Here is a 26118-nt window from a genome sequence, read left to right on the forward strand (position 1 = left end):
CGGCGCCTAAGAAGAAGGAGCACGGTCCGCATGACGTCAGATTACCACCGCTCCGACATGCCCTGACCCGTCATGACACTCTGAGGACACCCGCACCAGCTGCGCATCGACCGACCGAGAGGCACCGCATGACCGTCGACACCGCCCGCTTCGCCACCCGCGCGGTCCATGCGGCGAGAAGCAGAGAGACGGCCGCCTCTCGGGCCACGCCGATCTACCTCACTGCGGGCTTCGAGTTCGACGACTTCGACCACGCGGCGGATCATTTCAGCACCGGTACCGGATTCGGGTACACCCGAACGGGGAACCCCACGGTGCGCGCGGTGGAGCGCCAGCTCGCCGCTCTCGAGTCGGGGGCGGACGCGGTTCTGGTCGCGAGCGGGCAGGCCGCCGTGGCGACGGCTCTGCTCACCGTCGCGGGTGCCGGCGATCACATCGTCTCCTCCACGCACATCTACGAAGGCACGAGGGGTCTCTTCCTCGACAACCTGGCCCGACTCGACATCGAGACCACGTTCATCGACGACATCTCCGACCCGGAGGCCTGGCGTGCCGCGATCCGCCCGAACACGCGGGCACTGTTCGCGGAGTCGCTCGCGAACGCCCGCAACGACGTTCTCGATGTGCGCGGCGTCAGCGACATCGGCGACGAGCACGCGATCCCGCTGATCGTCGACAACACGCTGGCGACGCCGGCGCTGCTGCGTCCGATCGAGCATGGTGCGGCCATCGTGGTGCACTCCGCTTCGAAGTTCCTCGCCGGGCACGGATCCGTCCTCGGCGGTGTGATCGTCGACGACGGCCGTTTCGACGCAGACCTCGCCGGCCACAATGCACCCCACCTGGTCCTTCCCGGTCGTGGTGACACGCCCAGCGTCTTCGCCCGCCACGGCGGACGCGCACGGATCGGGTACGCGCGAGAGTCCGTGGCCCCGCGATTCGGCGCTTCCCCCTCGCCTCTCAACGCCTTCCTGATCGGGCAGGGCGTGGAGACCCTGGGGCTGCGTGTGGAGAGGCAGTCACGGAATGCACTGCAGATCGCGCAGTGGCTGGAGCAGCACGCCGAAGTCGAGAGCGTGGACTACGTCGGGCTCCCCTCCCACCCGGATCACGAACTCGGGCGACGGTATCTCGATGGTGGCTCCGGCTCGATCTTCACGTTCACGTTGCGAGGAGGGCTTCCGGCGGCTCGAAGATTCGTCGAGCACGTGCAGGTCTTCACGCACATGACCCACATCGGCGACGTGCGCTCTCTGGTGCTGCACCCAGGAACGACGAGTCATGCCCAGCGGACCGAAGAGGAGCGCGAGGTCCTCGGCGTCCGTCCGGGAACTCTGCGACTCTCGATCGGCATCGAGGACGTGGACGATCTCATCTCCGACCTGTCCCACGTGCTGCAGCACGTGCGGGAGACGGTGGCATGAGCCGCCCACAGCACTTCGGCTGGTTCCTCGCGCGCGGCTTCGGGCCGCAGGGGTGGGGCTACCCCGCGCTCGATTGGGACTACGACTGGACGCGCCCCGACGTCTATCAGCACGCCGCACGCACGCTCGAACAGGCGGGGTTCGATCTCGTCATCATCGAGGATGCGCCGTCGCTGGGATCGCCCTCGACGATCGACCTGCGCGTGCGGCATGCGTTCGGCGGCCCCAAACACGACCCTCTTCTCCTCGCGCCCTACCTCTTCCAGGCCACCAGGCACCTCGGCGTGGTGCCCACCGTCAACCCGGCAGCCTACCTCCCGTACACCGCGGCGCGGCAGTTCGCGACGCTGCAGCACCTGAGCGGACACCGGCTGGGCCTCAACGTCGTCACCGACACGGGCAGCGCACGGCACTTCTCCGACGCGGCGCAGCTCGGTCACGACGAGGCATACGACCGGGCAGAGGAATGGCTCTCCGGTATCCGCGCCCTGTGGCGCAGCTGGGATGACGGCGCCTTGATCGCCGACCGTGAGACCGGTGTCTTCGCGGACGGCAGCCGGCTGCGGGCCACCGAGCATCGCGGCGAGTACTTCGCCTTCGACGGGCCGCTGAACGCCGTGCCCTTCACCGACGGGGATCCCGCGATCGTCTCACCCGGCGGTTCCGGCCGCGGGCTCGGCTTCGCAGGCGCCAACTCCGATGTGCAGCTCGCGCTCGCTCCGTTGCACGAGCAATCCGTGCGAGAGTATCGCGCCAAGGTGCACGATGCCGCGCTCGCGAAGGGAAGGCGACCCGAGGACATCAAGATCCTCTTCGCCATCCAGCCCGTGATCACGTCGTCGAGCGAGGAGGCCGATCGGATCGTCGCGGCGTCGGCGCAGCCCGACGATTCCGCTCTCGTCCAGATCGCGCGCAAGCAGTCGAGCGACCTCGAGACCGATCTGACCTCCCTCGACCTCGACGAGCCACTCGACATCTCCATCTTCGGAGCGCACGTCTCCCGTGGGAGCATCCAGCGTCTGGTCGGCGATCGCGACCAGAATGCCCCGTTGCGCGCTCATCTCACAGCCCTCGCCCGCACCGGCAGGATCACGGACCGTACGGGGTTCGTCGGGACCGCGCACGAGTTCGCCGATCTGATCGAGGAGCTCGGCGAATGGGGCAACGACGGCGTGCTGCTCTGGGGCGACTTCCATCCGGTGACCCTCCACCGCACGCTCGACGAGCTCGTCCCCGTCCTGCGTCGACGCGGCATCCTCCGGCGCGAGTACGCGGAGGGCGGCCTGCAGGCGAACCTCCACCAGTTCTGACCGATTCCGACCGAGCCTCACCAACCCCGCGAGCCGGGTACGCCCTTGAAGGGGCCGACGACCCACGAGGTGACCCAGCCGCCGTAGAACCCGCCCGGCTGCGAAGAAGCGACCTCGTCGCCGACGGTGCACTCATCCATCTGCCCCGCGTACACGGCGACCCGATCGGACAGGATCTCGAACCCGCGAGCCGGTTGCGGGTAGGTCCAGGCGGCTCCTGGGCGCACTGTGTCGCCGGCGCGCACATCGAAGTATCGTGCGGAGCCCTTGAACTCGCAGAACGACGAGCCGGCGGCGTCGACGAGAGCACCGGGGACGAAGTCCGCGATCGGAAGATAGTAGACCGGAGGATGACTCGTCTCCAGCACGCGGACGGCGTCCACCGTGTCGGCGATCAGCTGGCCGCCGAGCCGGATGGTGATGCGCTCCACGACTGCGTCGACACGCGGTGGCCTCGGGTAGTCCCAGACGGATTCCTGCCCAGCGGCGGGGACGATGGGGCGCGGCGTGTGCATCTGCTCACCCTACGTCTGCTCGCTATATGTCGCGCGATACCGTGCCGCGTCATTCGACGGGGGTCGTGGTCCGCGCCGCCCGCTTCTCACGCGCGGAGGCGATGAGGCTCGCGACCGTGGCGATGGTCATCGACGCCAGGATCACGCCGAGCGAGACCATGTTGCTGATGTCGGGGACCCATTCCACGTGCTCCCCGCCGTTGATGAACGGCAGCTCGTTGACATGCAGGGCGTGCAGGATCAGCTTCACGCCGATGAAGCCGAGGATGACGGCGATGCCGTAGTGGAGGTAGCGCAGGCGATCGAGCAGATCGCCGAGCAGGAAGTACAGCTGACGCAGACCCATGAGCGCGAAGATGTTCGCCGAGAAGACGAGGAAGCCGTTCGTCGTGATCTCGAAGATCGCGGGGATCGAGTCGATCGCGAAGATCAGGTCGGTCACACCGATCGTGATGAAGACGATCACCATGGGCGTCCACATCCGCTTGCCGTCGACCGTCGTGCGGATCTTCGAGCCGTCATAGGTCTCGCTGATGTCGACTCGACGACGCAGCAGACGGACGATGAAGTTCTCGCGCTGCACCTCTCCCTCGTGGTCACCCTCCGGCATCGCCTGACGGATCGCGGTCCAGATGAGGAACGCGCCGAAGATGTAGAAGATCGGCGAGAAGTTCTCGACGATCGCGACACCGGCCAGGATGAAGAGCCCGCGCAGCACCAGCGCGATGATGATGCCGATCATGAGCACCTGCTGCTGCAGGCGCCGCGGTACGGCGAACTGCGCCATGATCAGCACGAACACGAACAGGTTGTCGATCGAGAGGCTGTACTCCAGCGCCCACCCGGTGATGAAATCGCCCGCGTTCTGCCAGCCGCCGACGTTGCCGAGGAGCACCGCGAACAGCAGCGCGAGGCCGACGTAGAACACGACCCAGAGGGTGGATTCCTTCGTCGACGGGATGTGCGGCCGCAGCCGGATGAGCAGCAGGTCACCGATCAGGATCATCGTGAGGACGACCATCGAGGTGATCTCGAACCAGACGGGGATTTCCAAGGGCGCACTGGACCTTTCGCGGAGGGGTCGGGAAGGAGTCGAAAGTCTCTCCCCCGCACGGATGTGCGTCGCGCGCCCGGAGCAACGATGACGGTGCTCGTGATGACGGACGCGTGTTTGCGGGATACTCCCTCTCGCCCGGGCAATGCTACCCGAGGCACGGGGCGAGCGGGAACGGATTGCATTCGAATCTCATCCGCCCGCTCGGCATGGACCACCGATCTGAGACGATGGGGCGGCGATCGACACTCTCCTCGTGAGAGACACCGAACGGAACCAGGATGCCCCTGCACACAGATGATCAGAGATGGGCGGCGCAGGCCGCGGGCGGCGACGAGAGCGCCTTCCGCGAGCTGTACCGCGCTCACGTGCGACCCGTGTACTGGATCGCTCAGGGAATCCTCGCCTCGTCGGCGGATGCCGAGGACGTGACACAGGAGACGTTCGTCGTCGCCTGGCGGAAGCTGCCCGACCTCGAACTCCGGGGCGAGTCGATCCTTCCGTGGCTCGCCACGATCTGCCGGTTCCAGGCGGCGAATCGGCTCCGGCAGCGTCGGCGAGACCAGGCGCACACCGCCGAGGCCGTCGACGAGACACTGCTGGCGGACACGGTGAGCGTCGAGGAACAGGTCATCACCGCGGAGCTCGCGGCGCGGATCACCCGCGAGGTGGGCACTCTCAGCGAGTTGGATCGTGAGGTCTTCCGTCTGTGCGCCACGGAGGGATACGCCTACCAGGTCGCTGCGGATGAGCTCGGGGTGACGCACGCCGTCGTCCGGAACCGTCTCTCACGAGTGCGCACGCAGCTGCGAGGCGCCGTGACCGAAGCGAGGGACGCATGAACGACCAGACCACCAGCGGCGACCTGCCAGAGCTCTCGGACGAGACCATCGCCCGCATCGAAGATGCCGTGTTCACAGAGATCGCCGCAGAGCGGGCGCGGGCACCGCGCACCGCGAAAGAGACGCGGTCGCGGCGACGCGGCTGGCTCACGGCAGGCGGTATCGCTGCAGCCTTCGCTGTCGGAGTTCTCGTGACCCCGCCCATCCTCAGCGCGGTCGGCGGGGCGAGCTCCGTCACCGCCGACGGCGTCAGCATGTCCGAAGACTCCGCCACGGATGCCGCACCGTCGGGTCCCGAGCGGATCACGGGTCTGACCGCCGAGTCGGCACCGGACGGCGCTCTGAGCCCGGACGCGAGCGCGGGTGCGCTTCCCGGCGTTGCGGCGAACGACAGCGGTCGCGAGATCATCGCCACGGCGCAGGCGACCGTTCAGGTGAAGGACATCTCCGAAGCAGCAGCTGAGATCACCGCTCTCGCCGAGGAGCACGGCGGCTACGTCGAGAGCACCGAGATCGGGAAGTCGGTCGCCGTCGACGGCTCGTCCGAGCCCGTTCCAGATCCCGCAGACTCGGCATACGGCTGGATCAGCATCCGAGTGCCATCCGCCGACCTCCCGAAGGCGATCGCCGCACTCGACGACACCGGCGAAGTACACTCCTCTTCCACCTCGAAGCAGGATGTGACCTCCGTCGCGATCGACCTGCAGGCCAGGGTCGACTCCACCAAGGCGTCCGTCGAACGGCTCACGCAGCTGATGGCGCAGTCGGGCAGCGTGTCCGAGCTGATCGAGGCCGAGGTGGCGCTCACCGACCGTCAGGCGCAGCTCGAATCATACGAACAGCAACTCGCCGCGCTCGACGACCAGGTCGCCATGTCGTCGCTGCAGGTGCAGCTGACGAAGGCGACCGCACCGACGACTGCCGACCCTGCGGGCTTCGGGGACGGTCTGATGGCGGGATGGAACGGACTCGTCGTGTCGCTGAATGCTCTGGTGATCGCGGTCGGCTTCCTCCTCCCCTGGCTCGCGATCGCGGGCGCCGTCGTGCTGCTCGTCTGGCTCATCCGCCGCGCCCGGCGGCGCCGGCGTCGTCGCGACGAGCAGGTCCCGTCCCATCCCGAGGCCGCCGAAGGCAACTGATCGCCCGACGTGGAATGGGCCGGTTCTCCTGACGTGAGGAACCGGCCTGTTCCTTGATTTTCCGCGGTATACAAGAACCCTTGTGCGTTTGACGCCGTGAGCCTAGCGTCGTCTTCCGTGGAAGACATCTCCGTTATCACCGCTGTGCACCATCCGCTGCGCCGCCGCATCTACGACTATCTGCTCCTGTACGGAACGGCACAGGTCACGGCGATCGCCCGCGCGCTGGACAGTCAGGTCGGCAGCATCAGCCATCACCTTCGCATGCTGGAGCGCTCCGGCGTCGTCGAACGCGCCCCTGATCCCGACGGAGACAAGCGCACGAGCTGGTGGAGAGTGGCACGTCGGGGTCTCACTTGGTCGACAGACGATTACGCGGACTCGCCCGCCGATGCCCTCCTCGCCCGTGAGGCGCAGCGTCAGGGTATCCGTATGCAGATCGACCGGCTCCAGCGCTGGCATCGCCATCGTCATGACCCCGCATACGCCGAGTACGACGGATCCAACACGGAGACCACGGCGTGGGCCTCACCCGACGAGCTACGGGATCTCTCCGCGCGGCTCCTCGAGACGATCAGGGAGTGGCAGGACGGCATCGATCTCGACGACGGCCGACGCCGTGCTCCGGTCTTCGTGTTCGCGCACGCGTTCCCGACGGAGCCCTGATGTCCGCCGTCAGCGACCCGGAGGAGATCGTCGCCCCTCCCCCTTTCCGTCGCGATCGTCTCGTGCACGCCTGGATCGGAGTGAAGGCGCTGTCGGATGCCGGCGATGCGCTGTGGACCATCGCGCTCGCCTGGACGGCCGTCCAGGTGGCCTCCCCCGCTGTCGCCGGTCTGATCGTCGCTGCCGGTACCGTGCCGCGTGCCGTGATCCTGCTGTTCGGAGGGGTGATCGCCGACCGCGCCGACCCGCGCCGCATCATGCTCGTGTTCAACGTGCTGCGCGTGGGCGTGCTCGTCGCCGTGGCGCTGTGGGTGCTCGCCACCCCGCCCACCGTCTCGGTTCTGCTGTTCGCGGCGATCGCGTTCGGGGTGTGCGACGCGTTCTACGAGCCGTCCGCCGGGACGATCGCCCGTCAGCTCGTGCGAGCCGCCGACCTTCCCTCCTACGGCGCAGCAGCTCAGACGGCCTCGCGGCTGGGGACCATGGGAGGGGCGGCGATAGGCGGATTCATCGTGGCCCATGCCGGCCTTGCGGGAAGCGCGTCCGTGAACGCCCTGACCTTCACACTGGTCGTCGCCTTCATCGCGATCTGGCTCCGCCCGCGCTTCCGCCTCGCCAGAGCGGAGAAGGAGTCGGCACTGCGCGGGATCGCACGCGGGTTCGCGCACCTCGCCGAGAATCCCACGACCCGCACGCTCGTGATCGCCCTCTCCGGGCTCAATCTGGCGGTCGGCCCAGCGATCGGAATCGGACTCGCCCTCCGCGCCCATGCGGAGGGGTGGGGCGCGCAGGCCGTCGGACTCTTCGAAGCGCTGCTCGGGCTCGGTGCAGCGCTCGGCGCGATCTCCGTCGCGAAGTGGCGTCCGAGCCACGAGGCCCGCGGCGGGTTCCGGGCGCTGGTGCTTCAGGGCGCCGGGATCATCGCGCTCGGAATCGGGCCGGCGTGGAGCGTCGCTGTGGCGGCCTTCGTCATCGGCGCGACGGCTGGTTACGCATCGGTGCTGTTGAGCGCGACGTTCTCGGCCACCGTCGACACCGCCTACCTCGGCCGGATGAGTTCGCTCACGCGCCTCGGCGACGACTGTCTGATGCCGCTGGCGATGGCCGGATTCGGTGCTCTCGCGTCGTCGACGGCGCTCTGGGTGCCGTTCGCACTCTTCGGAGGAGCCATGATGGCGCTGATGATCCTGCCCCTGAGCAACCGTTCATTCCGGTCGCTGTCGTTGAGGCCCGCTGTATGAGCGACGACCACCCTGGGAAACGAGAAAGCCTCCGGCGAACCGGAGGCTTTCTCTGTTGTGTGACCCCAGCGGGATTCGAACCCGCGTTACCGCCGTGAGAGGGCAGCGTACTAGGCCGCTATACGATGGGGCCGTCTGGCGGAATGTTTCCGTTCCGCGACAACCGTTCAAGTATGCCACGGCGATTCTCACTGCGCCAAATCGACGCCTCCCCGTCACGAATCCCGGGCGTGGCGCACCGGATCCGTTTGCCGTGCGCGTTCCGAAGGAGTTGACTCTTCCCATGCGCGTCACCAAGTTCGAACATGCCGCCCTCCGTATCGATGCGAACGATGAGACCCTCCTGGTCGATCCCGGGTCGTTCACCGCTCCGCTGAACGACCTCACCGATCTGGTGGCCATCGTGATCACCCACGAGCACCCGGACCACTGGACATCCGAGCACTTCGACCGCCTCCTGCGCGACGCACCGGGGACGCCGATCTTCGCGCCGGCCGGTGTCGCCCGCGCCGCCGAGGGCTACGACATCACGGTCGTCAACCCCGGGGACTCGGTGGAGGTCGGCAGCTTCACACTGCGATTCTTCGGCGGCACCCACGAGGTCATCCACTCCTCGCTTCCGACGGTCGAGAACGTCGGCGTGCTGATCAACGACGAGCTCTACTACCCCGGCGACTCGTACGCGGTCCCTGAGGGCGTCTCCGTCGGCACCCTCGCCGCTCCCCTCGGCGCACCCTGGCTGAAGATCGGCGAGGCCATGGACTATGTGCTGGCTGTCGCGCCGCGCCGGGCGTTCGGAACCCACGACATGACGCTTTCCGTGATCGGCAAGAACATGCATCGTCAGCGGCTGCAGTGGGCGACCGAACAGGGCGGCGGCGAGTTCTTCGTGCTGGAACCCGGCGACTCCCTCGACCTCTGAAACATGGTCGACTCCCCCGCCGCGGAGCTCACCCTGGACGAGCACGGCGTGAGACGGCTCGTTCGGACGGTGGCTCCCGAGCTCGGCGACCTCCCGCTGACGCGCTTCGCGGAGGGCTGGGACAACGTCACCTGGCGTCTCGGATCGGACCTCGCCGTGCGCATGCCCCGCCGGCTCAGGGCAGCGCCGCTCATCCGTCACGAGCAGCACGCACTCCCCCTCTTCGCGATGCATCTCGCAGCGGTGAACATCCACACGCCTCTACCGGTGTTCGCAGGCGCCCCGACGCCGGAGTTCCCCTGGCCCTGGTCGATCGTGCCCTGGCTGCCGGGGAGGCAGGCGCTCGGGCTCCCCCGCCGCGACAACACCTCGTGGGCCTCCCAACTCGCGACAGCCCTCCTCCTGCTCCACCGCGAAGCGCCCGCCGACGCACCCGTGAACCCTGTGCGCGGCGTCCCGCTGGTGGCACGCGACCAGAGCATCAGAGATCGACTCGCCGAACTGACCGCAGCGATCGCCACGCCTCTCGGGGAACTCTGGTCAGCGGGACTCGAGGCCGAGCCCGCCACGGAGACCGTCTGGATCCACGGCGACCTGTATCCCGGAAACATCCTGATCGACGGCGACAGGCTGTCCGCCGTGATCGACTTCGGCGACGTGACCTCCGGCGACCCCGCCTACGACCTCGCAGCAGGGTGGCTCGCCTTCGACGCCGAAGGTCGACATGTCTTCCGCCGAGCCATCGGCGGAAGGTACGACGACGCGACCTGGGTCAGGGCACGAGCCTGGGCTGCGGCCATGGCCGCGATCCTCTGCCACTCGAGCGATGATCGCGCGGATCTGCGCGCGCTCGGTCAGCAGACGGCCGCCGAACTGATCAGCTGACCGAAGCTGCACGCACACGGAGATCGCGCGCGAGATGGTCCCGCTGCTCCATCACAAGCCGCCGAAGGGCGGCAGGCGCTGCCGGATTCGCGGCCAGCCACGCATCCACCGGCTCCACCGACTCCGACGCGGGGAAGAGCCCGATGACCAGGCGCCGCGCGATCTCGATGCTGCGCTCTGACCAGGCTCGGCCGATCCGCACGAAATACTCGTCGTCGAACTCGGAGATGAGATCACGGCGTCCCCCTGCACGGAAGCCGCCGATCACCGCATCGAGATGATCATTGCTGAGCGAGAGGTCGTTCCACGCGGAGTCCCATGCGTCGCGCCGCACATCCGCGTCGGGCCGAGAGGCACGGGCGCGCCGTGCAGCCGTGCGTCCGTCGCCGGTGTCGTCCCGCTCCTGCTCCGCCGTCACGTCTTCGTCATCAGCCTGCCCCACGGTCACGAGCGCGGTGAGGAGCTGCCAGCGCAGGTCGGGGTCGATCACGAGCCCCTCCGGGACATTCCCCTCCAGCAGCGCGCGCACCTCTTCGTGACGACGATCGTCGAAAGCGGACGCGGTCGCGAACGCTCGGGCCCAGGAGAGCTGCGCGTCGCTGCCGGCATCGGCGGCCTCCAGTGCGCTCCACACCGTGTCGGTCCAGCGGCGCTGCTCCTCGTCGCGACTCGCGTCCGGCACGAAGTGACGGATCGTGTAGATCGCGTTCGGCAGCACGCCCGTCAACAGCCCGATGTTGGACTCGTCCGCCGCATGGCTGCGCACGATTCGGAGGTAGCGCAGCGCGTCGAGCTCGCCGTCGCGGGTCGCGTTCCACAGCGAGGACCACACGAGGGCACGTGCCAGCGGATCCTCGATCGCGGACAGGGACTCCTCGACCGTGCGGAGGGAGCGTGCGTCCAGACGCGCCTTCACATAAGTGAGGTCGTCGTCGTTGAGCAGCACCAGATCGGCGTCGGGCAGCTCGATCGCGGTGCGCTCACCGATCACGTCGAGCTCCTGCTGCTCGCGACGGAGCACACGACCGTCGAGACGTTCGTACATGCCGATGCGGAGCCGGTGGGGCCTCGGGTCGGTCTGCACCAGGACGGAGCGTCCCTCCTCGTCCGTCTCCGTCGACAGCGTCGACACTCCGGAGGTCTGCAGCCATGCCGCCGACCAGTCGCTCATGTCGCGGCCCGAGACCGCGCTCAGCTGCACCAGGAAGTCGTTCAGCGTCGTGTTGCCGAACGCGTTGGCGGCGAAGTACCGGCGGGCGCCCTCGAAGAACGCGTCATCGCCGACGAATGCCACGAGCTGCTTCAGAACAGCCGCACCCTTGGCGTAGGTGATCCCGTCGAAGTTCAGCTTCGCCGCCTCGAGATCGGTGATGTCCGCGACGATCGGGTGGGTCGTGGGCAGCTGATCCTGCTGATAGGCCCAGGCCTTCCGTCGCGCGGCGAACGTCACCCAGGCGTCCTGGTAGCGCGTCGCCACCGCCGACGCGTGCGCGCCCATGTAGTCGGCGAACGACTCCTTCAGCCAGAGGTCGTCCCACCAGGTCATGGTGACCAGGTCTCCGAACCACATGTGCGCCATCTCGTGCAGGATCGTGTTCGCCCGCGCAGCGCGCTGTGCATCCGTGGCCGCCCCGCGGGAGAGATACGCCTCCGTGAAGGTCACGAGACCCGGATTCTCCATCGCGCCCAGGTTGTACTCCGGCACGAAGATCTGGTCGTACTTACCCCACGGGTACGGGTAGGCGAACGCCTCCGTGAAGAAGTCCAGCCCTTGCCTGGTGACCTCGAGGATCTCGTCCGCGTCGAGGTGCGAGGCGAGCGAACGCCGGACGAGCACGCCGAGGGCGATGTGCTGCTCATCGCGCCGCCACTCGCCGTCGACGCGCGAGTACGGACCGGCAGCGACCGCTGTGATGTAGCTCGAGATCGGCAGAGTCGGGGCGAACTCCACACGCTGCACGCCGACACCCAGGTCGGTGTGCGCAGGCGACTGATTCGAGAGCACCTGCCACCCGGTGGGGGCGTCCACGACGAACGTGTACTCGGCCTTCATGTCCGGCTGCTCGAAGCATGCCATCACCCTGCGCGCGTCCGCCGGCTCGTACTGCGTGTAGAGATAGGTCTCGTCGTCCACAGGGTCATGGAAACGGTGCAGTCCCTCACCGGATCGGCTGTACGCCGCGACCGCCTCGACCCGCACGACGTTGGCGGCCGCGAGACCGGAGAGCGAGATGCGCGCGCCGTCGTAGACGACCTCCTGATCGACGCCGTTCACCGAGACACTCCGGACCTCTTCGCCGATGAAGTCGAGCCAAGTGCTCTCCCCCGTCGCATCGAACTCGAGGGTCGTCACCGTCGGGAACCCGGTACGGGCGCGCTCCGGCGCACCGGTCAGGTCGAGCTCGACGCGGATGCGATGCACGGTGACGGCGGCGGATCGCGCGGCCGTCTCCTCGCGGGTGAGGTTGGCTGTGTCCATGCATCCATCCTGTCACCCGGATGCCCGACGGATCGTCCTCACGCTCACGTCGGTCGGAGCCGGTGTCCGATCGCCGAGTACACCTGTGCGGACGCGTGCGACCGGGCCGCTGCTGCGTCGTCGTCGTGACGTGCGAACGCGATGCGCGACAGGATCGCGTCGCTGCGTGCGACTTCGGCGCGGTCTCCGGTCGCCTCCGCGACGCTCCGCGCCTCTTCTGCGTGCCGCTCGGCCTCGGCGAGGAGATGCGGGGACGCGGAGTCGCTCGCCGCAGCGAGGACCAGGATCTCGGCGAGCGAATTCGCAGCCTCGGTGGCGATCAAGGGCGACCCCGCGCGCTCCGCCTCCCGGAGGATCCGCTGCGCCGTCGTCCGCGCGCGATCGGACTGGCCGTTCCGCCCGTCGATCCGGGCGCCGAGGAGTTCGAGATCGGCCGATGTCGCGAACTCTCCTGCGGACTGCAGGGCGCCCATCGCGTCGGCGCACAGTCCACGGGCCCGCAGGTCGTCACCCCGTGCTTCCGCGATGAGCGCACGCGTCCGGCGGACGAACGGCAGCGGTTCACCGTTCGATTCGTCCATCAGCTCCTGCAGTTCCTCGTCCGCAGCATCGAGGTGTCCGATCGCGAGGAACAGCAGCGGGCGATTGCCGCGCACGACAGCCACGTTCAGCTCGTCCCTCTCCGCCTTCGCCATGCTCAGCGCAGCGGTGTAGCCCTGCAGCGCCTCCGGGTAGCGGGCGAGGATGCGAAGGGTGTCCGCATGGTTGCCGGTTGCCCGCCCTTCGACGACCCTGTCCCCCGCGTCGCGCGCGTGTGCGATCGCCCGTTCATAGGAGACCAGCGCCTGCTCGAGGTGACTCATCCAGCGCTGCACGTTGCCGATCTGGTTCCAGGTGCGGGCGAGAGCCGCGCCCGAAGCGATACGACGCACGCGGTGCAGGATGATGAGCGCTTCGTCCAGCCGCCCGAGCTTCTCCGCGCAGTGCGCCACGCCGAGAGCGATGTCGGGCACCAGGTCGAGGCCGTCTCCGCGGGCTGCCAGATCGTGCAGCTGCAGCGATTCGCTCCAGAGCGACCAGCGGGACAGCACCGGGTGCGATGTGATCGCCAGCCGTTCCACTTCGGAATCGAGACCGTGCTCGCGAGCCGCCGACGCCACCGCGAGCACCGTCCCCACCTCACGCGCGGCGAAGTCGGGATCCTCTTCCATCCGGACCAGCACGGCGGACGCGGAGTCGTGGACGAAGTCCCTGCGGACGGATGACGGGCGGAGGGAGCGCGACCGCTCTGCGGCGAAGGAGAACACCGTGTCGTGCATCCGCACCCGTCCCTGGCGCAGCTCCACGAGGTGCCGGGCATGCAGACGGTGCAGATCGCGTGCGGCGGCGGGGCCTCCGGCTGCGATGAGCACACCTTCCTCCACCTCTCGGTCGAGCAGCGCGGCGTTCACGAGGAGATCGGCTTCGCCCGTCGGCAGGGATCGTGTCGCCGCCTCCAGAACAGGTCGGATGCGCACGTCGCGTGGCTCATGCTCGAACCGCGATGCCAGGTCCGCGAACGACCACCCCTCGTGTTCACGGATGATCCCGGCGAGCATCACCAGATCGAGCGGCAGGCCACCCGCCACGGTGACGATGCGCCGCAACGCCGCCGCACGCTCATTGCTCCCTCTGATCACGGTCGAGGAAGCCCCGTCGAGGGAGAGGAGGTGATCGAGCAGGCGCTCGGCTTCTGCGTGCGACATCGGCGGGACGACGACCCTCTCCACGCGCAGAGCCGTCGGGGACAGACGCTCCTCGAGGCCCCCGAGGTCGACGCGCGCCGTCACGATGAACCGCACACCGGGAACCAGCAGCGCAGCCAACCGCACCGGGTCACCCGCGTCCTCGATGACGACCGTCAACTCGCGCGCGCTGATCCGCAGCTGCTCACGAAGACGCGGCAGCTCGTAGGGAAGGGAGCGGACTCCGAGAGCCCCCAGCATCCGCCGCAGGACGTCGATCGGATCCGCCGGAGGGCGTTCGGTGTCGGATTCGCGCAAGTGCACGGTGAGCACCGGCGAACGGCCGGCCAGCGCCGAGGCGAGAGTGGTCTTCCCCGCCCCCGGCAGACCGGTGAGAACCAGCACGTCGGCATCGGGAAGAGCGGTCAGCAGCTCTTCGCGTCCGATCTCCGCGCCCGCGGGATCCCGGATTCCGAGTGCCACCTCGACGTGCACCCCCGATCGCGCACCGTTGAGAAGCCGCGCGGTCTCCCGCCACTGCGCAGCCTCCTCGTCGTCGCCCCCGAGCACGCGGACGATATCGCCCACCAGACGATGGTCCACGCGTCGCCGTCCCGGACGGAAGCAGTCGTAGACGGTCACCTTCGGCGGTTCGGCACCGTGACGCACCCCGCCGATCCGACGGGCGATCTCGGCATACGACGGCGAGCCCGCGTCCACACGCATCCGCCCGAGGCCCAGGCAGAGCTCGTCGAGGGTGCGGGGCACGGGCATGAGTCGAGCCTAGGACACGCGGTCGGCGGGTTCGGCGCCGTGCGTTCGGGCTCGTTCGGACTCCGACGGGCCCGCCCAGCGCACACCTAGGCTCTCTCGACGGAGAGGCCACCCGACCTCCCGGAAGAGGAGAGAATCCCCATGACGACACGTGCAGAGATCGCGGCCAAGCTCGACGACTTCTCGTACCAGAAGCTGAATTTCGGCGGGTTCCTGATGAACAAGCGCGCCAAGAACTCGCATGCCCTGTGGACCCGCACCGCCGACAAGGGCGTCACCGAGCTGGCGCTGCTCGCCACAAGGGACTTCGGCGAGGGGAACGTCTACGACGTCGCCGCCTTCACGCTCGAAGGGGCCATCCCGACCGAGGTCCTCGACGAGCTGAAGCAGCAGGCCGAGGCGCTCGTCGACCGCGTCAATCTGCGTGCACACGGATACGTGTACACCTGCCTGGAGCCGTGGGACGGCGGCGGCACCATCTGGATCTCCAAGAAGCCCGAGTTCCGCGAGCTCAGCCGCCTCGATCAGGGCATCCACGTCGTGCCGATCCAGCGGCTCACCGGTCCGGGCGAGCCCCGGTGGCTCGCCTGGGCGCGCGAGGGCGGACAGCTGAACATCGCCATCGTGTACAAGCCCTGACGTGGCACCCTTCTCGGCCGGTCGGGCCGCCCCACTCGCGACGGCTCGCGGATGGGGCAGCCTGACACTGGTCGCGTCGTCGGTCGCCACGCTCGTCATCGCCGGAGCCCTGGCCTTCTATCTCCTGCCGGTCGGATTCGCGCTGTCCGGGACGACGCTCGTGTACGCCCAGGTCGCGACGATGCTGCTCGGCGCCGCACTCGTCGCGTGGTCGACGATGTCCATCAGTCGGCATCGTCGACGGCGCACCGCCCTCGCCGAGATCGCCGCGGCTTTGGGCTGGCGGTATCGCGCTGACATCGGCGACCACCCGTGGGGCGGCTCCATCGACGAGCAGGTCGATCGCGGCGACCGCACCGCGCAGGACCACCTGGACGCCCGACACAGCGCCGTCCCCTTCGACAGCGTCGAACGCACCTTCGTGGTCGGCGATGGAGAGGGCGCGACGATGCACACCGTGCGCGCTGTCCGCATCCCGCTGCCGTCCGAGGCTCCGAGGATCATGCTCCGGTCGCGGCGCGGTGGCGGGGCGCTCAGCGTGCTCCCTCGGCGTCCGACCGGCCGAACCCGCATCCGGCTCGAGGGGGACTTCAGCGACGTGTTCGACGTATCAGTGCCGCCGGGATACGAGACGGACGCGCTCTATGTGCTCACCCCCGACCTCATGGCGATCCTCGTCGACGAGAGCGCCGACCTCGACCTGGAGATCGTGGACAGCACGTTGCATGTCTACTTCCCCGCCGTCGATCTGACCGATGGGGAGGAACTGCGGCGCTTCCTCACCGTGATCGCGGCGCTTCACGATCGCGTCGGGCGACGAACCCTGCTGTACCGCGACGAGGCCGCGACGCCTCTCGATCCGGGGACCTACCGGCGTGACGGCGACACGCTCGCCGGTCGCGCACGCCACGTCGACACGCGTACCCGGCGGTGGCCCGTGATCGCAGCCGTGGCCACGCCCCTCGTGCCGATGCTCATCGCCGTCGTCTGGCTCCGGATCGCCGGGTGACCTTCCTCGAGATCTCCGGACCACCGAGGAGTCTCCTGATGGCGGTCTCAGGCGTCACGGAGAGGTCGAGCGTCCGTCCGCGTCCGTATTGGCTGAAGACCCGAGGATCGATGTAGCTCGCTCGTGCCACCGCGGTCGTGTTGCCGAGCGCCGTCGCCGCCGCCTGCACGGCAAGGCGCTCTGCCTGACTCCGGTGGTTCCGGCTGTCGAGCTCGCCGATCCGGGCGAGGGCGTCCGCGGCGATGATCGTGCCGTGCAGCGTGCGGAAGTCCTTCGCCGTGAAGGACTCCCCCGTGACCTCCCGGAGATAGGCGTTGACCTCTGCGGGCGTGAGACGCACGCGACGCCGGCCTCGGCGGTACGCGAGCAGGAAAGCGCCCGACTTGCCCGCGGCGAAGTCGGTCAGGGCATCGGCCAGGGATTCATCCGTGATCTCGATCGACGCCGTGCGGCCGCTCTTGGCGGGGAACGACAATGCGACATCACTCCCCGCCACACGCACATCTCGTCGTCGCAGTGTCGTGAGACCGCGGCTGCCGTGTCGCACCAGGTAACGCTCCGACCCGATACGGAGGGCTGCGTCGTCGAGAAGGCGGAAGGCGATGGCGAGGGCGCGCTCCTTCGTCTGCCCCTCCTGGGCCAACGCCCGGGTCACCTGCGCTCTCGCGCGCGGCAGCGCGGCGGCCAGATCGAGGGCGCGCACGAACTTCTTGCGATCTCGGCTCACCCGCCACAGGGGGTGGTACAGGTACTGCTTGCGGTCGGCGCCGTCCACGCCCACCGCCTGAATGTGAGCGAGCGGGTCCGCGGCGATCCACACATCCCGCCATGCGGGTGGGATGACGAGGTCGTTGATCCGCTCGCGATCGGCCTCGGGCGCCGTGTTCCCTGCCGGATCGACGTACCGGAACCCCGATCCCGATCGCACGCGCCGGAACCCCGGATCCTGCCCCGGGACAACCCGGATGAGTTTCGCCATCGTGAGCCCTTCCTCGACTGCCTGCGCTCGAGGATGCCCCGTGGCACGGATCCGTGGAAGGGAGTGGCGCCGTACCCTGCCCCCGTGCTATTCGCTCCCGGCTTCCGCGCGCGGCGCCGCGAAGGCGCTGCGCATGTGGTCGCTGGTGAGGAAGTCGGCGATGCCGATCATGATCAGGCTGAAGACGATCTGCTCCGACACCATCCAGAGCGGGTAGAGCCCGGGGATCGCCGCCATGACGAGCGTGATGACGGGGAAGATCTGCGCGAACAGACGAAGGCGCTGATACGCCCACCGCCAGCCACGCTGTGCACGCCAGGCGAAGTAGAACAGCGTCGCCGTCATCGCGAGCACCACGAGCGTGCGCATCCAGACGGCGAACGAGACCGACTCGCCGTCGACCGCGAGCACCAGCGCGACGACGACGGCCCCGACGCCGATGACGAGCTCGACGATGAGGAGCCAGATGATCCAGGTGAACGCACGCACCGTCTTGGGATGCGTGCGGTCGGTCTCGCTGATGGCGATGCCGGCCTGCCGCCCACCGGCGATCCGATCCAGTCGGAGGAAGAGGGACTCCAGAGCCATGCTCGGAGCCTATTGGGTCGGGAGCCGGTCCGCCTCGTCCGTTCGATGGATGCCGGTGACGCCGTTGGCGGTCGGGGAGACGACACGCTCGAGGACGATCGCCAGCACTCCGACGGCGAGACTGCCCGCGATCATGACGCCGATGAATCCGGCATCGAGTCCTCCTCCGAGCATCACACCCGCGACGAGCGGCCCGAGGATCGCCCCTCCCTGGAACGCGGCCGAGTTGATGGCGTTGTACCGACCGCGCGTGCGATCGGTAGCCAGATCGTTGTAGATCGCGGGAACCGCCGGCTGGAGCATCGTCTCGCCGAAGGCGAAGACACCCATGTAGGCGATCACGCCGATCGCCGAGGCGAGGGTGCCAGGCAGGAATCCGGTCGCCCCGAGGAGCACCCATGACAGCGCCCAGATGAGTGCCATCACCTGCATCACCCGCGTACGACGCTTGCCGGAGATGAGTCTGAGGACGGCGAACTGCAGCAGCACGATCACCGCGGTGTTGACGGCGAACGAGATGCCGACCACCTGCGTCGAGACCTCCGACACCTGTCGGGCGAAGGCAGGGAAGCCCGCCTCCATCTGCCCGTAGCCGATGAACACCGAGAGGAACGTGAGCAGCGTCAGCCAGAGCACGGCGGGGCGACGCAGGATCTCGCGATATCCACCGGCAGGCGGTGCGTCTTCTTCGGCCTCATGCTGAGTGCGCACACGTCGGAGCGGGCCCAGGAGCAGGGCGAGGGGAACGAGGCTGCTCGCGGCGTCGACGAGGAAGATCGTGGTGAACGTCGCGGGGTCGCTGACGTCGACGAAGAAGCCTCCGATCACTCCGCCGGCCCCGATGCCGAGGTTGACGAGAGCGAAGTTGACGCCGAAGTACTGCTGGCGCACCTCGCCCTCCACCACCGACGCGATCAGCGCGTTGAAGCCCGGCCACGACACACCGAAGTTCACGCCGATCAGCATGACGGCGATCGCGGCGACGACAGGGTGCGTGGCGAATGCCAGAAGCGCGCACCCCACGATCATCGACAGCAGCCCGACGATCAGCACCCGGCGTGCACCGAACCGATCGATCAGTGTTCCTCCCGGGCCCGTCACCACGAGTCCGGTGATCGCGATGAGGCTCATGAGAGCGCCGGAGACCCCGAGGTCGAACCCACGGACCTCGTGGAAGTAGATGATCGTGAACGGGAGCGTCATGCCGCGTCCGAGTGTCTGGATCGCGACCGTCGACAGCAGCCAGCGCCCCTCCGTTGGCAGGGCATTCCAGAAGCTCCTCATACCGATCACCTCGACATTCTTCCGGATGCCGGGGACATCGCGATCCACGAGCGGATTGTCCGCCGAGCGTGGTTTCTGCCATCATCGCCAGCATGGCGCTGTCTCTCGACGAATTCCGCACCTCGCTGCAGGACCCCGGTGCCCGGCCGGGCCTTGGCCTCCCCCTCACGGATGCGGAGGCGCAGCAGGTGGCCGCCGACGCGCAGGCGACCCTGAGCTGGTACGAGTACTGGCTGGCCGTGACAGCGCAGGCCGCGCCGCTCGGCACCCACGACTTGGTGCACGCCGCCGCCTTCGCTGCCGCTCCCCCGGCCTATGGCGGCACTCCGCCTGCCGCGGGACCGCATGTCACGCCAGGCGTCGGGCCGGAGAAGAAGAGCCGGGTCGGGCTCTGGGTGACGCTGTCGGTGATCGGCGCACTCCTGCTCATCGCCCTCATCGTCGTGGTCGTCGCCCTCACCACCGCCCGGCACTGGACGAAGGTGGATTCGCCGGAGAAGCCCGAGACCTTCCACAGCGAGGAGTACGAGACCGGCCTCTACCTCGTGGCCGACGACGGTGTGAGCCCGTGCGCCGTCGATCAGGACTGGACCGACTGCATCAACGCGATGGAGGCCCAGTACGCCGGAGCCTGCGCCGGGGTCGAGCTGGTCCCCGCCGCGGCTACCCTCTGCGGACAGCATCGTGCCGAGATCGACCGTATGCGCGCCGAGGACTCGGAGGGATCGGTCGTGGCCTCGCTCGGCGACTTCGGGCACCTCACGCGCACCCCGGAGATCGCGACGCGGCAGGTGTCCAACAACGACTACGAGGCGGCTGTCACCCACGAAGCCGTGTGCTACCTCGGCTTCCTCGGCGAGTGCGAGTAGGCAGGCGGACCCTCCTGCCCCGCACCGCCGCGCTCAGATCGCCGCGTCCGGCAGACCCACCTTCGCCTTCGCCCAGGAGCGCCCGCGGGTGTCCTTGAGGATGTCGTACTCGACGTCGACGTGCGGCTCGATCGCACTGTACTTGTCGTTCGGCGCGCCGATCACGAGCTGGAAGCCGAGTCCACGCCATGCGCCGATCGCGCGCTTCGTGAAGTGGGCATCCGCCTTGATGAGCGCTTCGTCCATGAAGACGGGGGCGTAGCGCGGCCGGGCAGCGCCCGCATCTCCGAGCTGGTAACGCAGCGCTGCTCCCACGATGAACGCGACGAGCTCCTGCGACTCCCCTCCGGACTTCTCGCCGATGTGGTCGTAGAGCGCGACATGCTCCCGCGTCGTCGCTGTGACCCGCTCGGCACTCACGCGCACGTGGTTGCGCACGTCGATGAGCTCGGCGAAGTCGGGGGCCGTACGGCGCATCCGTCCGATCAGACGGCTCATCTTGCGGTACACGGCCTCGCGCTCGGCGTCGGTCTTGGCAGCGTCGATCAGTCCCCGCACCTCGCGGAGCTCGCGGCGGAACCGCTTGCGTGCCTCGCTCTGATTCTCGCGCGGGGTGATCTGCAGACGATGGTCGTCGTCGTAGAACGGCAGCTCCTCCATGATGCGGTTGATCGGGTCGATGCGATCCTTGATCTCGCGGAGCGACCGGCTGAGAGTCGAGTCGAGGCTCGTCAGGTCGTTCCCCGAGAGCTTGAGCAGACTGTCACGCCACTCGGTCTCCAGCTCGTGGAGCCCGTTGGTCTGCAACGCCTCCAGAATGCTCTCGAACTCGCCGACGGACTCGTCGGGGTCCGGCAGGATCGTGAGGTTGTCCCAGCGCTCGAGGAACCCCGTCATCAGTCGCCGCATGCTCTCGCGCTGCTGCTCGTGGGCCTCCGCGGCCTCACGACGGTCCTCGTGCAGGCGCTGAGCGGCGGTCCTGAGCGCGGTGTCCAGGTGTGTGAGCCGCTCCGACGCGGTTACGCTCGCCCCGCTCTCGGCGTGCAGGAACCGGCCGTCCAGGAACGACGCATGTGTCTCGCCGAGCGAGAGGTCCGTGGCTGCCGCGGAATCGATCACTCTCTGACAGGCGTCGACGTCGTCGGTGACCTGTCCCCAGTGCTCCTGGGTCTGGGCGAGTTCGTTGCTGAGGCGCGCCTCCTCGTCCCGGAGCGTGCTCGCGCGGGACCGCAGATCCTCCGCCTGACGCTTGAGCTGCGCGATCTCGGGGCTGGCTGTCGTGACCTCCGCTTCGACGGCGAGCCAACGTTCCCGTTCGGCCTCGACCGCATCGACATCGATCTGCTCCCACGTGAGGTCCTCGATCTTCGCGAATGCGGTCGATCGTGCCTCGATGCGGTCGAGGGCGGCTTCGGCGTCCTGCGCCGTCGATGCGTAGCCGTCGTGACGCACGGTCAGCAGCCGCAGCTGGTCATCGATCTCGCGAAGCCGACGGTCGTTGGTGAAGCCGAGCACGTTGGCGCGTCCCTGACCGCCGTGGGCTCCCCTGCTGCCCTGCGACACCTGGCCGTTGATGGTGAGCGCCTTCTGATGGGCGTCCAACGGGGACGATGAGTCGACGCACACGTATCCGAACCGGTCCTGCAGCCGCTGCTGGAGCCACCCGGTGAAGGGGGTCGGCAGGTAGTCGAGCCTCCCGGGGAGGGTCTGCGGATCGGCGTTGCGCACCTCGAGGAGTCCGGTGGGGACGCCCTCGTAGTTCAGGCGCTCCGGGGTGCGCGTGGAGTTGATCGCCGCCCGGAAGGACGACAGCTTCTCCGCGTCGACGAGGAGCGTCCTGGCGAAGCCGCCGAGGGCGAGGTTGAAGGCCTCGCGCCACGGCTCGAACTCCGTCCGCACCTCGATGAGCTCTCCCACGAAGGGAAGCTCCGAAGGGTCGAGACCAGCCGCCTCCGCGAGCATGGCGCGGGACTCGTCGAGGTGGGAGGGAATGCTGCCGCGCACCAGACCGGTGCGCTCGCGCTCCTGACGCAGTCGTGAGATCTCGAGCTCGGTCGTCCTGCGGGCGGTCTCGGCGTCGGCGAAGGCCGCGCGCGCGTCCCGGATCCCCGATCTCGGCGATGACCCCCGACTGTCGGCCACGAGGGCCTCGAACTGGGCGGCGTTCTCCACTTCCGCACCGAGACCCCGCACGATGGCGTCGAACTTCGCGCGTTCCCGCCGCACGTCGTCCAGGCGACGTTCGGCGACGCGGAGCTCCCGTTGCGCTGTCTCGAGGCGGTCACCGCCGGACTGCCGCAGGACATCGAGCAGACCCTCCCGCTCGGCATCGGCGGCGTCGACGAGGGCGCGCTTCTCCCGCACGGCGAGGCTGAGGGCGCGGGAGCGGTCCCCCAGCTCGACCTCGACCTCGCGCAGCAGATCCAGGCGGCGCTGAGCGTTCCAGAGCGCGGCGAGGGACGACGGATCGGTGAAGACTCCGACTTCGTCGATGATCCGCACCCGTTCGGCTGAAGCCGCGATGCGCTCCTTGATTCCGCGGATGGGTTCGAGTGCGCTGACCTGCTGCTTCGCCGTCAGCATCCGGGTGCGCGTGCTCTCCAACTCATCGAAGTGCGCCACGACGGCATCCGCTGTGGCCATCGTCTCCGGCTCTTCCAGCACGAGCTTCTTGTACAGATCGTCGACCGTGGTGATCTGCTGCCCTGCTTGGATCCTGGCCAGCAGGCTGATCGCCTTCGCCCCGGACCCGGCCGCCCCGATCCCGAGCACCGCCTGCAGTCGGGCAGAGAACTCCCGGTCCGTCGCCAGCGTCTCCAGTCCCGCTGCCCGCACCGACGCATCGGAGAGCCGCTGCGTCGCGGCCTTCTCCAGCTGTGCCAGGTCGAACGCCCCGTTCACGGTCGCTCGAACCCGGGTCGTGTCCTCCAGCACGCGGGCATCCGCCGGGATGTACCAGGCCCGCACGGCGGTGAACCGCGACCCGTCGTGGTCGAGCCAGGTCGTCGCGATGGCACTCCATGTGTCTTCGCCGTCGCCGCGGAGGACTCGCAGCTTGGTGCCGTCCTCCGTGCGGGATTCGTCGATCTTCCCTCGCCCGTACGAGAGGATGTTCCGCTGCTCCTCGCCGCGCGGTCGGCCGGTCACTCCGCCGTTCGACGCACCGTTGAACGGCGTCGTGTGAGGCATCATCAGCGCGATGTACGCGTCCATCAGCGTCGACTTGCCGGAGCCGGAGCCGCCGCACAGCAGCGTGGCGTTCGGCGAGAAGCGCACACGGTGCGGGCCCCCGTCGTATCCACCCCAGTTGATCAGCTGCAGCTCGTCCGCGATCCACTGCTGTCCCCGCGAGCCGGCGGGGATGAGCCCGAAGAGCGTGTCGACCATCGTCATCGTTGCACCGCTTCCTGCGACCGCAGCCAGTCGCGGAGTTCCTTCAGGGTCTCGGCGCTGAGGACCACCTCGACGAGCGCCGTGATCCGATAGCGCCCGCTGGTCTCCTCCTGCACGATCCCCTCGCGATCCAGTCTGTCCATCGCGTTCCTGATCGCCTTCTGCTGCCGTGCCGTTCCGCCATCGACATCGGTGAAGTAGCTCAGCACGGTCTGCTCGAGATCCTCGATGTCGATGCGCACCGACGACTCTCCGGCCGCGGACTCCCGCTGGTAGACGGTGCGCAGATGCACGAGCACGAGCGTCTCCGCACGTGTGTACGGGGAGTCCTTCAGCAACACAGGCATGTCGATCTCATCGGAGCGCAGCTGCTGCTTGTAGGCGAAACCGCGACCGTGGTCGACGACAAGTCGGAGGTACAGGTCGTTCAGACGCGACTCGATCACGTGCTGATGATCGAGCAGCAGCGTCCACTCCTTGCGGTTGCGCTCCGCGGCGATGAAGCGCCGCTGAAGGATGTGGGCGAGCAGACGGCGGATCTCCGGATCGAGGGTGCCGCGGTCGCCGGCGAAATGCTCCTCGATGTCTTCTTCCATGGGGACGGGAGCGATGAACGGGTCATCGACCGCTGCTTCCGGCGCGGGGCTCTCTTCAGGCATGTGCGTCTTCCTTCGTGTTGCGCGCCGTGACGGCACCGAACGCGAAGCGTCGCGTCGAGCCGTCGGGGCGCAGAGCTTCGACCACCGACACCGTCTCGCTCTCGGTCATGCCGTTGCGGTGGGCGATCTCGAGCAGTCCGACGAGGTCGACAGGGCGCCGGGTGTCGTCGTCGCTCTCGGCGAATGCGGCGGCGAGATCGAACTCGGGTCCGAGCCCCGCGACGTACTGCTCGAGCTCCGCATACCTCGGACCACCCCACGCGCGGGAGTCGACGTCGGCGAACTCGACGTCCCCGGCGTCGGCCAGAGGGGCGGGGACCGCGGGTGGACGGATGCTGCTCACGGTCTGCCTGAGGTGCCCCAGGTCGGCGAGCGGAAGACTGCGCACCGGTGCGTCACTCGCCCCCGTCCCGTCCCACACGTGCAGCGCGGCGATGACGTCACGCAGCAGGTCGTCGATCTGACGGTCCCGCAGCGGATCGTGTGTCTTCACCTGGCCGGTGATGACGTGCGAGGCTCGACGTTGCGCAGCCAGCACCTCCTCGACCCCGAGCTCCACGCGGCGTCCGATCGCGTCGAGCTCGGCCCGCTGCGTGCTGTCGAGCATCCGGGCGAACGGCTGTCGGAGCAGACCGTGCAGTTGGTCGGTGAGGGCATCGATGCGCTCCGGATCGCCGATCAGCTTGAGAGCGCCGGCGAAGGCGCGTCCTTCCGGCGTCGAGTTCATGACATCCTGCGCACGCTGCAGGTACTCGCGCAGCACCTCACCCGTCGGCCGCTCATCACGGCGCAGATGGGCGACGACGTCGCGCTGCATGAGTTTGAGGGATTCGGCGACCCGGGTGAAGTCGGCGGGAAGCTCGCGCGCCAGATGCAGCACGTTCTCCGCTTCCTCGAAGAGCTCTTCATCATCGAGTGGATCGGCTCTGCCCGACTCCTCGATCCGATCGATCTCGGCATCGAGTGCGGCGCGCTCCTCCCGGAGGCGGGCGAGTCGACGAACGGGGTCTGCCTCGGCGCTGTCGGCCAGATGCTCCACGGCCTCGAGGAGCGTGCGCACTCGGGAGTTGGATACGCGCGTGCGCCCGCCGCCCGTGCGCCCCGCGATCTCCAGAGCCTCGACAGCGTGCGCGGAGAGTCGATACACCTCGACGTCCTCGTCGATCTGCTGCACCAACCAGCCCAGGCGGACCCAGTTCCTCGCGACATCGCGGCCGGTCCCCGAAGGGACCCGGCGATCGTCGTCATCGTCGCCCGCATCCCTGAGTTCATCGAGGATCTCCGCGAGCTCGGCCTGGGCGTCGGCGATCGGGATGGAGACCCGGTCCGCCGTGAACAGAAGAGACAGCGACGCCACGACGAAGGGGGCGAAACGGCCGTGCAGCAGGTCGAGAGTCGGAGTACTGAAGGCGGTGACGGCGCGGGAGAATGCCGCTTCCACTCGAGTGCCTGTCACACCTTCCAGAATAGTCGGCGCCCTCGTCGTACCTCGACGCGACGCGATGGTCTCGGAAACGAAGAAACCCCCGCCTGAGCGGGGGTTTTCATCTTGCTGGGGTACCTGGACTCGAACCAAGAATAACGGAACCAGAAACCGTCGTGTTGCCAATTACACCATACCCCAAGGGCGAAACCAGGGCCTCGCACCGAGAGTCAAGCCTACCCGAGCGGCGGCGGAACACCAAAACCGGTGGACCGAGGACCGCCGCCCGGGCGCGTCGCG

21 protein-coding genes and 2 tRNA genes are annotated in these 26118 nt (G+C 68.3%); 11 read left to right on the plus strand and 12 right to left on the minus strand.

The features are described 5' to 3' along the window. The first annotated feature begins 128 nt into the window (after nt 1–128). Together ABRP18_RS09585 and ABRP18_RS09590 are read left to right on the plus strand one after the other, a co-directional pair. Nucleotides 129–1424, plus strand: coding sequence for an O-acetylhomoserine aminocarboxypropyltransferase/cysteine synthase family protein (locus ABRP18_RS09585; protein ID WP_058630586.1), 1296 nt, complete (start codon nt 129–131; stop codon nt 1422–1424). Further along, nucleotides 1421–2734, plus strand: coding sequence for an LLM class flavin-dependent oxidoreductase (locus tag ABRP18_RS09590; protein ID WP_349884542.1), 1314 nt, complete (start codon nt 1421–1423; stop codon nt 2732–2734). The genes ABRP18_RS09585 and ABRP18_RS09590 overlap by 4 nt, the downstream gene beginning before the upstream one ends. A gap of 17 nt (nt 2735–2751) precedes the next feature. Here ABRP18_RS09590 and ABRP18_RS09595 read toward each other — a convergent pair whose 3' ends face one another. Next, nucleotides 2752–3249, minus strand: a complete 498-nt coding sequence (locus tag ABRP18_RS09595) for a DUF427 domain-containing protein (protein ID WP_349884543.1) — start codon at nt 3247–3249, stop codon at nt 2752–2754. Nucleotides 3250–3298: 49 nt separating this feature from the next. After that, nucleotides 3299–4303: a TerC/Alx family metal homeostasis membrane protein gene (locus ABRP18_RS09600; protein WP_349884544.1), complete on the minus strand. Its 1005-nt coding sequence runs from the start codon at nt 4301–4303 to the stop codon at nt 3299–3301. Between the two features lie 281 nt (nt 4304–4584). Between ABRP18_RS09600 and ABRP18_RS09605 the strand changes: the two genes are divergently transcribed. The 4 genes from ABRP18_RS09605 to ABRP18_RS09620 all read left to right on the plus strand — a co-directional run bounded on the left by ABRP18_RS09605 (nt 4585) and on the right by ABRP18_RS09620 (nt 8191). Continuing rightward, nucleotides 4585–5145 (plus strand): RNA polymerase sigma factor, encoded by a 561-nt coding sequence (locus ABRP18_RS09605; protein ID WP_058630584.1) that lies wholly within the window; start codon nt 4585–4587, stop codon nt 5143–5145. Next, a complete protein-coding gene (locus ABRP18_RS09610) occupies nt 5142–6284 on the plus strand; it encodes a DUF4349 domain-containing protein (protein ID WP_349884545.1) in 1143 nt (380 codons plus the stop codon). Before ABRP18_RS09605 ends, ABRP18_RS09610 begins: the two co-directional genes overlap by 4 nt. 117 nt (nt 6285–6401) lie before the next feature. Then, complete coding sequence (locus ABRP18_RS09615) at nt 6402–6950, plus strand: helix-turn-helix domain-containing protein (RefSeq protein WP_058630582.1); 549 nt, start codon at nt 6402–6404, stop codon at nt 6948–6950. Next, nucleotides 6950–8191 (plus strand): MFS transporter, encoded by a 1242-nt coding sequence (locus ABRP18_RS09620; protein ID WP_058630581.1) that lies wholly within the window; start codon nt 6950–6952, stop codon nt 8189–8191. The genes ABRP18_RS09615 and ABRP18_RS09620 overlap by 1 nt, the downstream gene beginning before the upstream one ends. A gap of 60 nt (nt 8192–8251) precedes the next feature. Here the strand turns inward: ABRP18_RS09620 and ABRP18_RS09625 are convergent. After that, nucleotides 8252–8324: transfer RNA gene (locus ABRP18_RS09625), tRNA-Glu, on the minus strand. Between the two features lie 150 nt (nt 8325–8474). Between ABRP18_RS09625 and ABRP18_RS09630 the strand changes: the two genes are divergently transcribed. Next, nucleotides 8475–9113: an MBL fold metallo-hydrolase gene (locus ABRP18_RS09630; RefSeq protein WP_061017622.1), complete on the plus strand. Its 639-nt coding sequence runs from the start codon at nt 8475–8477 to the stop codon at nt 9111–9113. A gap of 3 nt (nt 9114–9116) precedes the next feature. Next, a complete protein-coding gene (locus ABRP18_RS09635) occupies nt 9117–9998 on the plus strand; it encodes an aminoglycoside phosphotransferase family protein (protein WP_349884546.1) in 882 nt (293 codons plus the stop codon). On the opposite strand, the gene pepN is transcribed toward ABRP18_RS09635, so the two are convergent. Next, complete coding sequence (gene pepN, locus ABRP18_RS09640) at nt 9991–12477, minus strand: aminopeptidase N (protein ID WP_349884547.1); 2487 nt, start codon at nt 12475–12477, stop codon at nt 9991–9993. The two genes, ABRP18_RS09635 and pepN, sit on opposite strands and share 8 nt — an antisense overlap. 44 nt (nt 12478–12521) lie before the next feature. After that, entirely contained in the window at nt 12522–14975 is a 2454-nt protein-coding gene (locus tag ABRP18_RS09645) for a hypothetical protein (protein ID WP_349884548.1), read from the minus strand. A 141-nt stretch (nt 14976–15116) separates the two neighbouring features. Here ABRP18_RS09645 and ABRP18_RS09650 point away from each other — a divergent pair, with 141 nt between their 5' ends. Next, nucleotides 15117–15614 (plus strand): hypothetical protein, encoded by a 498-nt coding sequence (locus tag ABRP18_RS09650; protein ID WP_058630576.1) that lies wholly within the window; start codon nt 15117–15119, stop codon nt 15612–15614. Nucleotide 15615: 1 nt separating this feature from the next. Beyond that, nucleotides 15616–16623: a hypothetical protein gene (locus tag ABRP18_RS09655; RefSeq protein ID WP_308431899.1), complete on the plus strand. Its 1008-nt coding sequence runs from the start codon at nt 15616–15618 to the stop codon at nt 16621–16623. Here the strand turns inward: ABRP18_RS09655 and ABRP18_RS09660 are convergent. The 3 genes from ABRP18_RS09660 to ABRP18_RS09670 form a co-directional block, all read right to left on the minus strand. Further along, entirely contained in the window at nt 16589–17602 is a 1014-nt protein-coding gene (locus tag ABRP18_RS09660) for a DNA topoisomerase IB (RefSeq protein ID WP_061017615.1), read from the minus strand. The genes ABRP18_RS09655 and ABRP18_RS09660 overlap by 35 nt on opposite strands. An 87-nt stretch (nt 17603–17689) precedes the next feature. Continuing rightward, entirely contained in the window at nt 17690–18190 is a 501-nt protein-coding gene (locus ABRP18_RS09665) for a hypothetical protein (RefSeq protein ID WP_061017614.1), read from the minus strand. A 9-nt stretch (nt 18191–18199) separates the two neighbouring features. Next, on the minus strand, nt 18200–19522 hold the full coding sequence (locus ABRP18_RS09670) for an MFS transporter (protein ID WP_308431898.1): 1323 nt from the start codon (nt 19520–19522) through the stop codon (nt 18200–18202). Nucleotides 19523–19566: 44 nt separating this feature from the next. Here ABRP18_RS09670 and ABRP18_RS09675 point away from each other — a divergent pair, with 44 nt between their 5' ends. Continuing rightward, complete coding sequence (locus tag ABRP18_RS09675; RefSeq protein WP_141369864.1) at nt 19567–20343, plus strand: hypothetical protein; 777 nt, start codon at nt 19567–19569, stop codon at nt 20341–20343. Between the two features lie 33 nt (nt 20344–20376). On the opposite strand, the gene ABRP18_RS09680 is transcribed toward ABRP18_RS09675, so the two are convergent. The 4 genes from ABRP18_RS09680 to ABRP18_RS09695 form a co-directional block, all read right to left on the minus strand. Then, the gene (locus ABRP18_RS09680) at nt 20377–23736 is read right to left on the minus strand and encodes an SbcC/MukB-like Walker B domain-containing protein (protein ID WP_349884549.1); all 3360 of its coding nucleotides are present in this window, start codon (nt 23734–23736) and stop codon (nt 20377–20379) included. Then, nucleotides 23733–24395, minus strand: a complete 663-nt coding sequence (locus ABRP18_RS09685; RefSeq protein WP_046748422.1) for a DUF4194 domain-containing protein — start codon at nt 24393–24395, stop codon at nt 23733–23735. Before ABRP18_RS09685 ends, ABRP18_RS09680 begins: the two co-directional genes overlap by 4 nt. After that, nucleotides 24388–25851, minus strand: coding sequence for a DUF3375 domain-containing protein (locus ABRP18_RS09690; RefSeq protein ID WP_061017605.1), 1464 nt, complete (start codon nt 25849–25851; stop codon nt 24388–24390). Before ABRP18_RS09690 ends, ABRP18_RS09685 begins: the two co-directional genes overlap by 8 nt. Before the next feature lie 96 nt (nt 25852–25947). Continuing rightward, nucleotides 25948–26019: transfer RNA gene (locus ABRP18_RS09695), tRNA-Gln, on the minus strand. Nucleotides 26020–26118: the final 99 nt, after the last annotated feature.

Origin of the sequence: Microbacterium sp. WHRI 7836 (genome assembly GCF_040223885.2) — a bacterium.
GTDB lineage: Bacteria > Actinomycetota > Actinomycetes > Actinomycetales > Microbacteriaceae > Microbacterium > Microbacterium oxydans.